This window comes from Ruminiclostridium herbifermentans, assembly GCF_005473905.2.
GTDB classification, from domain to species: domain Bacteria; phylum Bacillota; class Clostridia; order Acetivibrionales; family DSM-1351; genus Ruminiclostridium; species Ruminiclostridium herbifermentans.
In genome coordinates this window covers 563,362-580,359 of record NZ_CP061336.1, presented here as the reverse complement: position 1 = coordinate 580,359, position 16,998 = coordinate 563,362, and the positions used below count along the sequence as shown (strand labels likewise).

At 32.5% G+C, this 16,998-nt stretch carries 13 protein-coding genes and 1 pseudogene; 3 read left to right on the top strand and 11 right to left on the bottom strand.

Annotated elements, in window-relative coordinates; translation table 11 throughout:
* Positions 1-621: 621 nt before the first annotated feature.
* Positions 622-753: pseudogene (locus tag EHE19_RS02440) on the bottom strand (sugar ABC transporter permease); the annotation flags it as partial.
* Between EHE19_RS02440 and EHE19_RS02435 the strand changes: the two are divergent.
* Entirely contained in the window at positions 726-1,820 is a 1,095-nt protein-coding gene (locus EHE19_RS02435) for an ATP-binding cassette domain-containing protein (RefSeq protein ID WP_244648322.1), read from the top strand. The pseudogene EHE19_RS02440 and the gene EHE19_RS02435 sit on opposite strands and share 28 nt — an antisense overlap.
* A complete protein-coding gene (locus tag EHE19_RS19655) occupies positions 1,820-2,083 on the top strand; it encodes a hypothetical protein (RefSeq protein ID WP_244648321.1) in 264 nt (87 codons plus the stop codon). Before EHE19_RS02435 ends, EHE19_RS19655 begins: the two co-directional genes overlap by 1 nt.
* Before the next feature lie 149 nt (positions 2,084-2,232).
* Here EHE19_RS19655 and EHE19_RS02430 read toward each other — a convergent pair whose 3' ends face one another.
* From EHE19_RS02430 to EHE19_RS02390, 9 genes are all read right to left on the bottom strand, one after another.
* Positions 2,233-2,466, bottom strand: coding sequence for an HPr family phosphocarrier protein (locus tag EHE19_RS02430; protein WP_137697753.1), 234 nt, complete (start codon positions 2,464-2,466; stop codon positions 2,233-2,235).
* 163 nt (positions 2,467-2,629) lie between these two features.
* Positions 2,630-3,352: an adenosylcobinamide-GDP ribazoletransferase gene (gene cobS, locus EHE19_RS02425; protein ID WP_137697809.1), complete on the bottom strand. Its 723-nt coding sequence runs from the start codon at positions 3,350-3,352 to the stop codon at positions 2,630-2,632.
* A gap of 450 nt (positions 3,353-3,802) precedes the next feature.
* A complete protein-coding gene (gene cobU, locus EHE19_RS02420) occupies positions 3,803-4,360 on the bottom strand; it encodes a bifunctional adenosylcobinamide kinase/adenosylcobinamide-phosphate guanylyltransferase (RefSeq protein ID WP_137697752.1) in 558 nt (185 codons plus the stop codon).
* Positions 4,361-4,710: 350 nt separating this feature from the next.
* On the bottom strand, positions 4,711-5,877 hold the full coding sequence (locus EHE19_RS02415; protein ID WP_280513971.1) for a phosphopentomutase: 1,167 nt from the start codon (positions 5,875-5,877) through the stop codon (positions 4,711-4,713).
* A gap of 294 nt (positions 5,878-6,171) precedes the next feature.
* Positions 6,172-7,782, bottom strand: coding sequence for a FecR family protein (locus tag EHE19_RS02410; protein ID WP_137697750.1), 1,611 nt, complete (start codon positions 7,780-7,782; stop codon positions 6,172-6,174).
* A gap of 124 nt (positions 7,783-7,906) precedes the next feature.
* Positions 7,907-9,490 (bottom strand): S-layer homology domain-containing protein, encoded by a 1,584-nt coding sequence (locus EHE19_RS02405; RefSeq protein WP_137697749.1) that lies wholly within the window; start codon positions 9,488-9,490, stop codon positions 7,907-7,909.
* A gap of 221 nt (positions 9,491-9,711) precedes the next feature.
* Positions 9,712-10,398: a DUF3307 domain-containing protein gene (locus EHE19_RS02400; RefSeq protein WP_137697748.1), complete on the bottom strand. Its 687-nt coding sequence runs from the start codon at positions 10,396-10,398 to the stop codon at positions 9,712-9,714.
* 30 nt (positions 10,399-10,428) lie between these two features.
* Positions 10,429-12,252 carry an adenylate/guanylate cyclase domain-containing protein gene (locus EHE19_RS02395; protein ID WP_137697747.1) on the bottom strand — a complete coding sequence of 608 codons (1,824 nt, stop codon included), beginning with the start codon at positions 12,250-12,252 and terminating at the stop codon, positions 10,429-10,431.
* Positions 12,253-12,278: 26 nt separating this feature from the next.
* Positions 12,279-13,454, bottom strand: coding sequence for a GAF and HD-GYP domain-containing protein (locus tag EHE19_RS02390; RefSeq protein ID WP_137697746.1), 1,176 nt, complete (start codon positions 13,452-13,454; stop codon positions 12,279-12,281).
* A 695-nt stretch (positions 13,455-14,149) separates the two neighbouring features.
* Here EHE19_RS02390 and EHE19_RS02385 point away from each other — a divergent pair.
* Positions 14,150-15,535, top strand: coding sequence for a CapA family protein (locus EHE19_RS02385; RefSeq protein ID WP_137697745.1), 1,386 nt, complete (start codon positions 14,150-14,152; stop codon positions 15,533-15,535).
* Between the two features lie 51 nt (positions 15,536-15,586).
* Here the strand turns inward: EHE19_RS02385 and EHE19_RS02380 are convergent, their stop codons facing one another.
* Positions 15,587-16,603 (bottom strand): nucleoid-associated protein, encoded by a 1,017-nt coding sequence (locus tag EHE19_RS02380; protein WP_137697744.1) that lies wholly within the window; start codon positions 16,601-16,603, stop codon positions 15,587-15,589.
* Positions 16,604-16,998: the final 395 nt, after the last annotated feature.

The window sequence follows — 16,998 nt, the reverse complement described above, 5'->3', positions numbered from 1 at the left end:
TAACAACTTCTACAATTACATTTTACAACCTTGTTAAATAATTGTCAATACTATATTTAAAATAATTTTTTGAATTTATTATAGATAATTACTATTAAACTTTGACAATAAAATATATACAACAAGCATTAATAAACTTAGAAACTATATATTATAGATGTTCAAACTCATAATAAAAACGGTTCTATATCTGAACTTTGAAAACTTCAGACCAAGAATTCTACATACCCTAAAAATGAACAAGAGCCAATCACTCGTTAAAGCGATCGGCTCAGTAAAAATTTCAGTTTACTGTTCCACCCCAACTATTTACATAAACCCGAAAAAAAGCAATCGGCCCTTTAATAATTTCAGTTTACAGTTCTACCCCAACTATTTACATAAACCCGAAAAAAAGCAATCGACCCTTTAATAATTTCAGTTTACAGTTCTACCCCAACTATTTACATAAACCCGAAAAAAAGCAATCGACCCTTTAATAATTTCAGTTTACAGTTCTATCCCAACTATTTACATAGAACCCAAATAAAAAGCGCACATAGCGAAGAGCATTAATACTCCCTACCATGTGCACCTTTAAAAATAATTGTAGTTTCTATTCTTAGCTATGTAACTTTCATACTAATTATTATTAGACTTTGACTTAGTGTATACATCAAATGCAACGGCTGCTAAAAGAACCATACCCTTTATTGTCTGCTGCCAATCGATTCCGACTCCCATAATTGACATACCATTATTTAATACGCCCATTTAGTGGTGTTCTTCTTATAGACGGCAATCCTGTATCTATTGAAGATGTCAGTAATGCTAGGACAAATGGAATTTATTGCGTATGGCAGGATATAAATCTATACCCAAACCTTACTGTAGCAGAGAATATTTTTATGGATTATTCCTATTCAAAAAAGAAATTATTTACAACAGTAAATAAGTATAAGATGCATCAAGATTGCAATGATATTTTTAAAAGTTTCGGCATAGATATTAATCCACGATCTACTGTAGCCCAATTGGGATTTGCCCAAAAGCAGTTAGTTGAAATAGTAAAAGCTTATGTATCCAATGCAAAAATTATAATATTTGACGAGCCTTCTTCTGCATTTACTTCCTCTGAAAAAGAAATTATATTTAAAATTATACGTTCACTAAAAGAGAAGAATACTGCTATTTTTTATATTACTCATTTAGTAGAGGAAATAGAGTTGATTGCAGATAGATTTACAGTAATGCATCAGGGCAAAGTTATTGGAACTCGTAAAGTTGGCAGCGGAACCAAAGAAGATATAATTAAGATGCTTTCTGTACCAGCTGAAGTAAAGCGTTACCCTCGGTTAGACATACCTCTCGGTGATATAGTTATGTCAGTTAAAGACTTAAGTGCAGCTGATATCCTTCATTCAATAAGTTTCGATCTGAGAAAATCAGAGATTCTAGGTATAACTGGGCTTATGGGTGCTGGAAGATCACTGCTTGCACAATGTCTCTTTGGCATAGTTCCCATAAAAAGCGGTTGTATCGAAATAGATGGGCAAAAACAAAAAATTACATCCCCACATGACGCAATAAAAAAAGGTATTGCTTTTCTTCCCGAGGATAGAGCTGTAAGTTCTATATTTGGTTGTCTCAGCTTGGAAAATAATGTTACTGTATCGTCTCTAAAAAGATTTGAGCAGTACAAATACCTGCATAACCAAATAATGACCGATGTTACAGATACATATATTAAAAAACTAAGCATCAAGCCTGGTCTTCTAAATGACTTGCTTGAAACCTACAGCGGAGGCAATCAGCAAAAACTGCTGTGGCACGTTGGATAATGAGCCGTTCAAAAATATATATCCTTGATGAGCCTACACGTGGAGTTGACATAGCTTCAAAAATAGATATATACAACATAATGCTTGATTTAGTCACAAAAGGCGCATCTATAATATTGATTTCATCTGACGTGGAAGAAATATTAGGAATGTGTGATAGAGTACTTGTGCTTGCAGAAGGACGAATATCTGGTGAATTTAATCGAAATGAAGCAACAAAAGAGGATATAATGTATAAATCTACAATAAAAAGCTTACCTTAGACTAATCACTTGGATATTTTATACATAACTGGTAACCAGTTTTGCCTAAGAACTAGAAAGCTTTTTGGCAACAAGCCACTATCAATACTATCGAACCACATATTATTTGTGCAGAGTTTTGCACTAAAAGCTCATTATAACTCATTATATTAGTAGATTTCTATATATTCTCCCAGTTCCTTAAATAATTTACTTGTCTCAACATCATCAGGAACTACTAAAGTCAAGGGTTCATTTAACTTAAGAATAAACATGCCTAAAATAGATTTTGCATCAGCCATTCCACTTTTTCCGTGTATCCATATATCAAAATGATATTTTGTCACAATTGAGTTTATTTTCTCAATATCTTCTATGTTTTTGATTTTAATTGGCCTAACCATATTAACCTCCACACCTTTTTTATTTTATAGCTAAAAGTATGCTCATTTTCGAGTAAAATTATTAATTACATTCGAAATAAATTTTACAAAACAAACATATGTATTGGTGTTATATGGTAATAACCTTCTGTTAACATTTCATTATTAAAATGCCAGACATACATTACACTAAAACCGAACATGCAATTAACAAGAAAATGCTCTGATTGATTTCGCACACTGCTCCAAGTATATCACCTGTCGCTCCGTCAATCTTTTTGCTTAATACCTTTATTAATAGAAATGCGCTTATAGGAGAAACTGCCAAAACAATCCACATTTTGTAGTCGAAAGTTAATAAGCTAATCACAATATATATTATTAATCCACCAATCAATTCCTTTTTACCGCAGAAATCAATAAAAGACTTACCTAGGCCTTCTTCTCTCCTAGCATAAGTAGATACAGCAGAACTTATCAATGAACCAATTCTGCCTGCCATAGGCATCAACATTACAACCCTCAAAAAATATGTGCTGTTTATTTGGCATAACGCAGCATAATTTATTAACAGGACACTTACTATCGCTAGTACTGCGTTTGTTCCAACCCTACTGTCCCTCATTATTTCCAGAATCCGTTCTTTGGAACGATTTGAAAAAAGCCCGTCAAAGGTATCACCTAATCCATCTAAATGCAATCCTCCTGTTATTAAAATATAAGTAATCAAAACTATAGCAGCCACCAGAGGTTTTGAAAGTAGATACAGCAATCCAAATGAAAATGCTCCCAAAATAGTTCCAATCACTATTCCAACTAATGGGGCAAAAACCAAGCCTTTACCAAAGTCCTCAGCATCTGCTGAAAGCCTTAATTTAATAGGTATTCTTGTGAAAAATTGCAGCATTAGCACCAGTCTCTTTATTGCTGTATTCAAATTTATGTTCCTCCTTTATTTCTCTTCATCAATTCTCCCATAACTTCTAATATACCCACATATAGGTACTAATGTTATATACCGAGATGTTTTGCTGTTCAATCAAATAAATCGATTGTTATCAAGGTTATGAATATCCAACCGACATCGGTGATTATTCCTTTCAGCTATGTAAGTCATTTGTTATCCTAAGCAGGGTGATGTTGATACCACTAGCGACATCACCCTTTCAGCTATATAAGTCATTTGTTATCGCTGTATATTATGATATCGGACCATAGCTTAAATTTGCGACTTAATCCCCCTACAAATTATAAAGCAATCCAACTAAACTGCATTAAAAGAACCACTGCTTATACAGTACACCATGTAAAGCAGTGATTTAAAGCATGTTTTCTACAATTTAAATTCAAAATAGTATTATTTTATTTTCATTGGTATACCAGACACACAGAAGTATACTTCATCCGCAGCTCTTGCAATTAATTGATTCATCCTGCCAGCAATATCCCTAAAATCCCTGCTAATTGCTGTTGCTGGAACAATCCCAAGCCCTATTTCATTGGTTACTATTACAAATGTTACATCTGACATTTTTGACAGGCCAATTAATCTTTCAATCTGATGCTGAATAGAATTCTCAATTTCTTGAACCTCGTCTCTCGTCAAGCTGTCCCAATCATTAGTTTCTTCAAACATTAGATTGGTAATCATTATTGTAATACAATCTAAAAGCACTGCTTCTTTACCATGGATATGGTTAGATATTGCTAAATCTAAATTTTTATATTCTTCAAGAGTCTCCCAATCAGATGGTCTCTGTGCTTTATGCTTTGCAATTCTCTGCTTCATCTCATCATCAATAGGCTTTGATGTTGCCACATAAAGCACATTATTCCCGCATTCCTTAGCTATTCCTTCAGCAAAGGAACTCTTTCCGCTGCGAGCACCCCCGGTTACTAAAATTAGCCTAGACATTTAAGTCTCCTTTACTTAACTTATTAATAACTCAATTTTCACAGATAAAAGTAATAAAGTAACACACCAATAGACTTTGCTGTAAAAATTTAAGAGGCCATAAATCAACTCATTGTACTTATCAATTCTGAACTGAGTTTGCAGGCAATCTGCTTAACTTACAGCTGGTATGCGAGTACCACTTAGATAAATTGGTTACTTGATTAAAGATATTTGTTTGAATTTGTTGATGAAGAATTCTACCGAGAGCTGTATGAATCAATCAATACAAATTCATCAAATATCTTGTAAGTAAGCCAGCACTTTAAATTTACCTGCAAGCTTCATAAAATAATTTACACCGCAACAAATTATAAAATATCATCTTTAAAGCTTTCGCCTGGGAAGGTATTATCTATCTCAAAGATATCAGCAATAGTACTGGCAATATCACAGAAAGTTTTCCTAGTTCCTAAATTTATTTCCCTTTTAATTCCTTGTCCATATAGCAGCAGCGGAACATACTCTCTTGAATGATCAGTGCTTGCTGTAGTTGGGTCACAGCCATGGTCAGCTGTAATAATAAGCAAGTCATCCTCCCTCATTTTAGATATTATTTCTAGAAGACGTCTATCAAACTCCTCAATAGCCTGCTTATAGCCTTCTGGATTGTTTCTATGCCCAAAAACCATATCGAAATCCACTAAATTTGTAAATATTATACCCGGGTTTCCTTTATCCATATATTTAAGTGTTACATCAACACCATCCATATTATTTTTAGTGTGTTTTGCTTCAGTAATTCCTTTCTTAGAAAAGATATCCTCTATCTTCCCTACTGCTATTACATCTAATCCTTTTTGCTTTATTTTATCTAGAATGGTATTAGATGTAGGCTCTGCAGCAAAGTCCCTTCTATTTGCAGTACGCGAAAAGCTGTCTGGTTGCCCTATAAACGGTCTAGCTATAACTCGTCCAACCATATCTCTTCCTTGAAGCATATCTCTGGCAATCTGACATATTCTATATAGTTCTTCTATGGAAACTATTTCTTCATGAGCGGCTATTTGGAAAACACTGTCAGCAGATGTGTAAACAATAAGCTTACCCGTTTTCATGTGTTCCTCGCCATACTCTTTAATTATTTCTGTTCCTGATGCTGCACAATTTGCAAGAACTCCTCTTCCTGTCAATTTTTGAAACTTATCTAATATTTCCTCAGAAAATCCCTGAGGATATGTGGGAAATGGATATTCAAGCTGCAGACCCGCTATTTCCCAATGTCCAGTAATTGTATCTTTTCCTTTAGATACTTCTGCCATTCTTCCATAGCAACCTTCTATCTTTTGAGGTACGAATATGTAATCAATTCCCTCTATCTTTCCCATACCAAGTCTGCTCAAATTAGGAATATCTAATTTACCACATACCTTTACTATGTTCCCTACTGTATTGCTTCCACTATCTCCGTACTCAGCTGCATCAGGAAGTTCACCTATACCCACACTATCTAAAACAATTAAAATCACTCTATTTATATTTTTCATAGAAAGTATCCCCTTGTCTTTAATATATATTTCTAATATTTCACTTATACTTAATTAATATTATATATTATACCACTTATCATGATTATCAATTAAATAAAAGGACAGTTAATTTGTAAATGCTTAATGCAAAAACAAAATACTGTCCATATACCCGTATTTTTAGGATTTTATAAGGCCTTAGCTACCTCATTAAGTATATATAATATGTGGTAAAAATATTACATTTTGTTTGTTCAACTGTATGCTATATTAATTAACTCCAATTGTTGATATTAAATTGCCTTACTTCTTATTGCCATTTCCATTCCCATTATTGTTGGGATTGGCGTTTGGATTTCCATTGCCTCCGCTGGGCTTATTAAGCCCATTTCCATTCCCATTATTATTGGGATTGGCATTTGGGTTTCCGTTTCCTCCGCTGTTGGAATTATTATTTCCGTTTCCATTTCCGTTGTTATTGGGATTGGCGTTTGGATTTCCATTGCCTCCGCTGGGCTTATTAAGCCCATTTCCATTCCCATTATTGTTGGGATTGGCATTTGGGTTTCCGTTTCCTCCGTTGCTAGGCTTATCATTCCCATTTACATTACCATTGTTGTTGGGATTGGCGTTTGAGTTTCCATTGCCTCCGTTGCTGGAATTATTATTTCCATTTCCGTTGTTATTAGGGTTAGCATTTGGATTTCCGTTGCCTCCGCTGTTGGAATTATTATTTCCATTTCCATTACCATTATTATTGGGATTAGCGTTTGGATTTCCGTTGCCTCCGCTGTTGGAATTATCATTTCCGTTGTTATTAGGGTTAGCATTTGGATTTCCGTTGCCTCCGTTGCTGGAATTATTATTTCCATTTCCGTTGTTATCAGGGTTAGCATTTGGATTTCCGTTGCCTCCGCTGTTGGAATTATTATTTCCGTTTCCATTTCCGTTGTTATTGGGGTTAGCGTTTGGATTTCCGTTGCCTCCGCTGTTGGAATTATTATTTCCGTTTCCATTTCCGTTGTTATTGGGATTAGCGTTTGGATTTCCATTGCCTCCGTTGCTAGGCGCTTTTCCATTGCTTCCCCTATCATTCTCTCCGTTATTATCTTTTGAACCAGATTCTATAAATTCATTCTGATTTTCATTTTTATTAAACTCATCTTCTCGCTTCTTAGCTTGTTCTAAAACCTCATCTAGAGTCGTGTCTTCTTGCTTTAGAACTTCACTAATATTGCTTTTTAGTTCATCATTATTAACTATTTCTTCTAATTCAAAGGTACCTAAATCTGTTGTATTTAATTCTCTTACTTCTGGTAGTTTATCTTCTGTCAACTCCGTAGAATTTGCCTTGTGATTCATTTCAACAAATACACTTAAATTCTCCTGTTGTGATGCAGCAAAAGCTACCGTTCCATCTAAAACAGATAATTCTGTCTGTTGACTGTTTCCCCCTAAAGGCTTAATACCAACAACAAACGTAGTACCTCTAACACCCATTACAGCATTAGGTGTCCTTACTTTATATGTAGAATTTTTTGTAAGTTTTTTCTTTATATCATTAAATATTTTACCACTTGTGAGACTAATATTAATACTTCCATTTTTATCTGTACCATTAAAATTGCTAATAGTTATGATTGTAGACGAATCCATTTTTACTACCTTATCACTATCAATTTCAATGTATGCAATAGAGTTTTTACCGGTTTTAATGGTATCTCCCTCTTTTAGTCTCATGCCTTTATACACTTTTAAGCTTTCGTTTCCTCTGATAACAGTTACTGAATTGGTATAATCATATATCTTTGCTGTTCTTCCTTCCGCTGCTAATGCTGGCACTAACTCTATTGAAGTCAATGCAAACAATATGACAAGCATCATTGATAACATCTTTACAGTTTGACGCCTCATGATTTACCCCCCCCTTTACAATTCAGTCATATCACTTATTAATTTATTTTGTCGTATATTATCATTCGCAACCGATTCAATTATCATATATCGACATTATTTCACCTATAATTACATTTTAAACCTATTTCCAACTTGTGTCAATATTAATTGCTCTTATCTTGGAATTAAATGTATCACTAATATAAATTTTATTACCACTAACCAGTATATCAGATGGTTCGTTAAAAGCGGCAGCCCTAGACATACTTAAAAAATAACCCGCTTCACCATTACCTGCTATTGTAATAACTGATGTGCTAGTAATAGCTCTAATTCTGTGATTTTTGGTATCTGCGACAAAAATCACTCCATTATCACTAACATCAATGCCTCCAGGAAAATTGAATTTAGCCTCATCTCTTTTGCCATCAGCATAACCACCTTCAATACAGCTTGTCCCTTCAAGTATATTCATTCCTGAGCCAGCTACTGTTGAAACAACACCCTTCTCAATCTTTCTAATTCTCTGATTCCCACTATCAGATACATATAAGACCCCATTTTTATCTATAGCTAACCCTACAGGTTGGCTAAATAATGAATCACTTATCTTCCCATCTTTTAAACCTGATGTTAAATTTTTCCCCGCAAAAGTAGATACTTCTCCTTTTTTTATATCAATAAACCTAATACAATTATTTAAAGTGTCTGCAACATAAACATTTCCCGATTTATCAAATACAATACCAGATGGCTTATTAAATTGAGCCGTTTTAAGTTTTCCATCTCTGTGACCTGCAGATGTGGAACCATTTAGTGATATAACTTTAGAATTTGAAATCAGCCTAATAGAATTATTCTCAGTGTCTGATACTATTATATCTCCATTTTCATTTACATCTGCAAACTGTGGTTTATTAAATAATGCTTCACTAGTTTTTGCATCTACATATCCACCACTAGGAATTCCATAACCATCAGTACTGCTCATTTTTTTCCCAGCAATAGTTTCAACATTATTATTAGATATCCTTCGAATCAAGTTATTATATGAATCAACAACTAATATTCCATTTTTTCTGTCATTACATAACCCAATGGGTCTAAAAAAATCTGCTTGAGTGGCAGCGCCATCGATGTACCCACTTTTGTCTCCAGCAATGTCACTGACTTTATTTGAACTAATAAAGCCCTTTTTTATTAGCTTGCTTGTTATTACAATAGCCTCTGCAACAGTAAGCTTATTTTTCGGATAAAACTTATTATTTCCATAGCCCACTACTATCTCTTGCTCACGAAATGCGGAAATATAATTGTATGCCTCTTCTGAAATACTATCTTTGTCATAAAATTCAACTTGATTATAGGATTCAAGCTTACAAATCATTCCTGCAATAGTTATTGCTTCTTCACGAGTTATACTGTTTTTTGCGTTATCAATATAAACATAATCCAATTGTTCTTTAATGCTATCTACAATTTCCTTATTTATTGAGCAAGTAAGCAACTCTAAAAAATCCTCTTTTGTAATAGGCTTATCCAATTTATTTAAAATTGAGCTTTGCTTCATAAAATCATTAATCTTTTCATCTTTCTTTAACTCATTAATATATACTTGAACCCATTGATTAGAATTTTTTGCCTCAACTATTGTCCCCAACATTTGAAAAACTATTATTCCAACAATAGCTATTGAGATAAATTTTATAAATAAGTTTTTCTTCATAAATTATATCCATACACAACATTTTGGTATATCTCCACCAAATATTGCAAGGACTGCCCCCCTTTTATGTATTTGTGATTTTAAATCTATGTATAATTTTTTTGAATACGAATCTTTTCAATGCAAATATTTATAATGCAAATTTTTTTAGTGCAACTCCCGATTATTAACACTTAAACTCTTATGCAAATAATATCGTCATATGTTTTATACATACAAAATTAGATTACCAAAAACCTAAATGCCCAGGCAAAAATTAAATATATTGTTGCTTTTAAAATAGTTTGTTGTTTGGAGTATTTAAAATAATTGTTTTCAACGAAGTAAAATACCACTGTTGCTATGACTAAGACTATGATTCCTAATATAGTATTAATAAACGAAAATACAATAGCTAGTATAATTGTACAATCAAATAACCTTTCATATTTCTTAAAAAAATCACATGATACTTGCTTACATTCACATATATCGCAAAGCACCATTTTTGCAATTACTGTAGCTACATAAGTGATAATTATAAAATAATTCAAAATGCCAATAAATCCTAATTTCATTATCGGCTGGTTTGTCATATTTCTAAAGAAATAATCACAGCTAATTATTACAACAAAATGGATTATTTGATCAATTACACTGTGTATTGAAGTAATTTTATAAAATATTTTAGTTTTCATTTTGGCATAATCTATAATAAAGTGTGTTGCTGTTGTTATTAATGCTGCTATTTCTCCAATCAAACCATAATTAAAAAGAAATACTATGTTAACAGTAAAAACTATTAATACATGAATCAGTAATCCCTTAATTGACTTTGCTTTACTTTCAGCAAGTTTTGATGTCTGAAAAACAAAATCACCCAAAAGATGAGTAAAAATTAATGTCATTAAAAAATCTGTATTCTGCATTTGTCTACCGTCCTAATTTTATTTTACGTCTTATTCTCTTAATTCCTTTTCTATATGCTCGACTGCTAATCCATCTAGCTGGTATACAGATATTTCCTCACTTTTCCCCTTAAGCGGTATAATGCCAATAGGAGTCACCTTTACAAATTTCTTAACCTCTTCATATACGCTTTCACTTATTAGGATTTGTCCCGGTTTGGCATTACTTTCAAGTCTTTGGGCTGTATTGACTGTATCCCCAATTGCCGTATATTCCATTCTAAATGAAGCACCTATATTACCCACAATTGCCGTACCGTAATTAATACCTATTCCAAATGTTACTTTAATTCCATATTTTTTAAGACTCTTTTCTCCTAACTCCACTGCACCTTTTAACATGTCCAATGCTGCGCAAATAGCTTTTAATACAGGCTTATCTATATCTAAAGGTGCATTAAATACAGCCATCGTTGCATCTCCAATAAACTTATCCAAAGTACCACCAAATTTAAAAATTGCTGTTGATGTTAAATTTAAATAATCATTAAGTATTTCAACAACCTGCTCTGGATTTAGCTTTTCGGACATTGTAGAAAATCCTCTTATATCTACAAATAGAACTGCAATGTTCCTTTTGACTCCGCCTAGCTTTAATTCATCAATACCATCCTTGACTAAGGTATCAACAACTTGAGGTGCAACATATTTTTTGAAGTTGTCTGTTATCCTCTTTCGTCTTACTATTTCCAATACATAGTTCCTGACTAAGCATAATAAATATAGTAAGATAACCGATAGTAATGGGTAAAATATACTTATAACTATACCAATTCTATATAATAGAAATGGTATTGCTAATCCACAAAACATTGCTGCCACAAAAATAAGTGATGAAAGCTTAATATTAATTTTTCTAAAACATACATGTAGCACAATCATTAAAGCCAAAAGAATACAAGTCTGAATATTTCTTGGGGCTTCATGCTTAAATCTATTATCCAAAAGACATTGAACTATATTTGCATGTATATCTACTCCAAATAATTGATTATTATCAATTGGAGTAAAATATCCATCCTGCATCCCTGTGCTATAAGGACCAACAATGACTATGCCATCCTTAAATTCACTAGCCGGTATTTCTCCTGACAGTACCTTTGAAAGTGAATATCCTCCATAGTCTCCTGATGAATATTCAATATTCCATTGGTTTCTGCTATCAAGCTTTGGTTGTTTTTTTAATGGCAAACCATTTTTTTCAGCGTATAGCTTGTATATTTCATATGCAAAACTATAGTATTCTTCCTCATCATAGGTAACCTTGTGCAAAGACTTACGCACCTTATTATCAGCTATGTCTGGAATTGTATTTATAAAGCCCTGTTTAGTAACACTCTTTAATTCATCATAAGGTTGGTCTATTTTATCAACAACAAAAAAATCAAAAGAGCCCTCATTGTCCATTTCTTTTCCAAAAATAATTTCATTGGCTACAACAACATTTCCAGCTGCCTCAGCAGCAAGTGCAAGACTCTCATCACCCTCCAGGTCATCCTCTTTGTTTCCGAAGTACATAATATCTATTCCTATAACCGACGGTGCATTTATTGGATCAGCATTTAATGTGTTAATTAATTCACCTAATACACCTCTTGACCAAGTACCCCAAGGTCCTATTTCTTCAAGAGTATTGTGATCAATGCCTATTACAAATATATCTTCACTGCGCGTAGGTGAATTAATTGTAAATATGTAATCCTGTAATGCTCTGTCAGCAACCTTAGCACTGTCAAAAAGTGATAAAAACCCTATAACCAACATCAAAACAAACAATATCCATGTTCGTTTTACAAAGCTGATAAGTCTACTCATATTGTCCCCTTTTTCAATACTCTCTATTAACTTTGTCCATCAAAACACCTAACAAATGCATCAACAACTTTTTTGTCATATTGAGTTCCAGCACCCCGTATTAATTCAGCCACTGCAGCCTCCTGTGGAAACTCTCTCCTGTATGGTCTATTGCTTGTCATGGCATCAAAGGTATCCGCAACAGCAATAATTCTTGCAAATAACGGAATTTCCTCACCGGACAAGCCTTCACAATACCCTTTTCCATCATATCTTTCATGATGATATTTAACACCATACACTATATCTGGATTTGTTTTGCTTATTTGTTCTATTATCTTAGTGCCCTTAATTACATGGCTTTTCATTTCTTCAAATTCTTCTGCAGTTAGTTTTTGTTTGCTATTTAAAATGTCATCTCTGATGCCTATTTTCCCAACATCATGTAATACTGCAGAATAACGAAGGCTTACAAGTTCCTCTTCGTCTAACCCAAGTTCTTTTCCTATCATAATAGAATACTCTGCAACTCTCATACAGTGTCCCTGAGTATATTCATCTCTGGCATCAATAGCATTTGCAATTGTTTGAATGGAATCATTAAATAATTCTTGCATGTAATTATAGACTTTTGCTTTTTCTAGATTTGGAGCAATCTGTGTCTCAATGAGCAGCTCCATTGTTTTCTCATCGGCTTTACTGAAATGCCCGCCATTTAGTTTGTTTATCATCTGTAAGACTGCAACTAATTTGCCACCAAATATTACCGGCATTGTTAGAAATGATTTTTCATTAAGTCCAAAATTTTTAGCAACATTACGATTTTTGAAGCGTTTATCTTTATTAACATCCTTTATATTTAAAGTTTTTTTATAAGTAGCTACCCAACCAGCAATAAAGCTATCGTCAATCTTAAATCTCAGTTCCTTAATTAAAGAGCCCTTTTCTCCCAGAGCAACTCCAAAATATAATTCTTTAGTTTCATCATTAACAAAATAAAGCGAACAAGATTCTGCATCTACTTGTTGCTTTGCAACCTCCATAATTCTCTGAATTAACTTTTGTTGTGCGCCTGACGATATATTTATTCCAGCAAGATTGATTTTCTCCATCTGTGCAATTTTCTTTCTGTAATACCATATAATACACAAAAGAATGCCAATTATAAATAGAAATGCAATTACTATTATTATCTTGGTATCATCGCGCGTAATTATGTTCATTGTTCTACCTCTTCACCAAGCAATATATTTCCACGACGTCGCAAATTGTCGTTTTGTGTACAATCACTCCAAGTCTATGAATGTTTCATAAATAAATTCTACCATATTATGATATTCATTTACAATATTTTTAACCAAATACTTGTACTCAATCATAACCAATACTATCCATATGTATTCCGAATACTTATTCTTACTTTATAAATTTATTGCGCCAATAGAAGTTTTTTTAGACATTATACATGCTTACAAGAAAATTACTCGTTAATTCTATGTATTGAATTAATAAGATATCTTGGATAAAATATTTCGAAAATATTAATTTTTATTACAATGTCTTAATTTTTGTACCAGTATTATCCTAATATATGATATAGTATATAGTGTTCATCAGTTTTTATAGAAATCTAGCAAATTACGGTTCAAAGCCTTAATAACTGGCAAACAATATTTGCACCAGCTTTGTACATTTCAAAAACAAGTTGCTGCAAGTATCTTTTTCACTACTATTTGTGTCGCGTAATAGATACCAGTTAAATGGAGGATGGCTAAAAAATCGAGATATAGTTTATGTTTTATTATTAATACTGTATCAATATTTTTGCTGAGAGTGCGTAAAGTCATAAAAATATGATTTTTAACCAGATGAAGAATTTTTAAGTTATTATTTAGAAAAAAAAGGAACGTGAACCAACATGAAAAATAACAAACATATTTTTAAATATACATTTCTAATTCTTAGCATTATGTGCTGTCTTCTTATCATTGTTACGTACATAATGCATGATAGTATAAATTTAAATTCAAAGATTTTTTACAGCGCTCCTAATGTGCTTGTAAACTCTGACTCTTCCAATAATGTATCATCGTCAGCTTACGCAGATAATAATACGCAAACAAACTTATTGGCATCCATCCCGATGGTTGATTCTAGTACAGATATAAGCACCACTAATTTATCAAAGGACGCAACCACTGACAATACTATAAATAAACAACAACCACAAGAAGTTCAGTCTCCTAAGGAAGAGCCTGTTTTAGTTCCATCAATTACAATATCTGCAGTTGGTGACATAATGGTACATCAATCAAATCTGAATAATGCATATAATCCTAAGACACGAACCTACGATTTTAGTGGCTTTTTGGAGTATGTTTCACCTTACTTAGAAAGTTCAGACTTAACAATAGGCAATTTTGAAACAGTAACTGCAGGGCCCAATTCAGGCTATACAAGTTTTCCAAAATTCAATACTCCTGATGCAATTTTGCCTGCCCTTGCAAATGCTGGTTTTGATGTTTTATCTACAGCAAATAATCATTGTCTTGATAGAGGCGTAAATGGGTTAACAAGAACCATTAAAAAGATTACTGAAAATAAAATGATAAATGTCGGCAGTTCTATTGATGGAAAAAATAAGTACATAACAAAAGAAATAAATGGTATCAAGATAAGTATGCTTTCTTATTCATATGCTTTTAATGGAAATGATGCAAGCCTTAATTCAAAACAAAAAAGCAATTATTTAAGTCCTATAAACGAAACTCAAATAAAAAAAGATATAGAAACTGTTAAAGCCCAAGGTACTGATGCAGTAATTGTAATTATACATTGGGGAACTGAATACCAAAGAACACCAAACACTTCACAAACCTCACTTGCAAAGAAAATGCTGACATGGGGTGCAGATATTATATTAGGTTCACATCCACATGTAGTTCAGAAATCAGAAATAGTGAAGATAAATGGCAAAAACAAATTTGTTATATATTCTATGGGTAATTTTATTTCTGGCTATAGGAGATCAGATACGGCTAAACGACCAAACAAAATATATACCGAAGATGGTGTTATTGTCCAGCTAAAGCTTGAAAAAGACCCACAGGGTGGTGTTATTCTAAAAAATGCAGATTATATACCAACTTGGGTTGATAAGAACTATGTTAATAATAGACCGGTATTCAAGATAATCCCTATTCCTGATGCAAATATTAAAGAACCTTACATAACAAATAAAAATAGAGAGTTTGTAAAGCAGTCCTATAAAAACACTATGAGCATTATGGCAAAATTTAAATAATGCTCATAAATGCTCATAGCAAATTCAAGCTGAGTTTAAATCAAACTATTTTTATTGTTTGCTAATTATTTTGCCGACATTTTTAATAATAATCGAAATAGAACCATCTGGATTGTTAGTAAACTCAATCATGTCGCTATTGTCATAATAGCTAAGTGGAAAGTTAATTTCTATTCCTGTATCAGTCTTTATTTTGTGGGTTTTAAATTTCTTCTCAGCAATTTTTTGCGGAATCTGTATTGCCTCTTCTGTTATCCCAGCTTTTTGTATCTCTTGAATATATTCTTCGCGAACCTCTAAATTGGTCTCAAACATTTCCTCTGCAATTTTTTCGACACTTACCTTGTTGTTATCTTCTAAACTTTGTGATACAACATTTTTTAGCTTAGCCACTTTATCAAAGTCTTCGTCATAATATTTTTTGTTTATTTTTTTTGTTACTTTGTCAATAATCTTCATTTTCTCATTGTCTGATAAATCAGTAGTACAGTTCAGCAAATATTTTGAGAGATAAAATTCCTTCTGACCGTTGATTTCGTAGGTTCTTTCTATTAGCTTAATCTCACCAGTTTCCAAACTAATTAATGCCGCCTCATCTACTTTCTGCCCTTCAGCTGGCAGCAAAGTCTTATGCCTTATTATTGAATTGGTTGTTCCATCTTCAGATTGATTGACATAGTGAGTAAATCCAGTTTTATAGTTCAATTTTAATAATCCATAATATCGTTCATTATTTATATCAAGCAAACAGCATATCAAATCACCTGAAATAATATCAACATTTTTTATCATAATATCAAAAATAATATTTGCTATTTCTTTGCTAGCTTCACGAAAATTGCTTTCATCTGCACTAATTGCCTGGCATATATCCCTCACAATATTTGTGTCTCCAATAAACCTAGCTTTTTTTAAATTTGTATCATCTAATACTTTATTTATGTGCTTATCTAAAAATTCTGATATTTCTCCATCAATATAAAGTTCATTATTGGAAATCAGCGGAAGATTTATGGATGTATCTAAAATATGTAAAACAGCAGTTTTTATTTGAATATTATATTCCATCTAAAAAACTCTCCTCTTTTTAGAATTTGTAGCCTGTACCATTATAGCAAATTACCTCATTAATTAAAAATATATTTTAACAAAGAAAATGTATCTATAATTCAACCTCAATAGTTGAAATTGTAGGTAAAGAAGAATGTTTCTATTACAAAATAGTTGCTATTCTTCCTTTGACAATGCGATATGCAGAACAAACTACAATAATAATAACAATAAACGTATAAACTATTTATTTTAGGTGTTCTAACATCAAATAAAAGCTAAATAGTTCATGAAAAAGTTAGTTTACTTGGCAGCAAGTTATTGTTAAACTCCGAATTGTTTTCTTTTGCAATTCCAACAATTTTTAAGAATATCTTGATTTTGTAAAAGCACATCATTTAAGATAATACCAC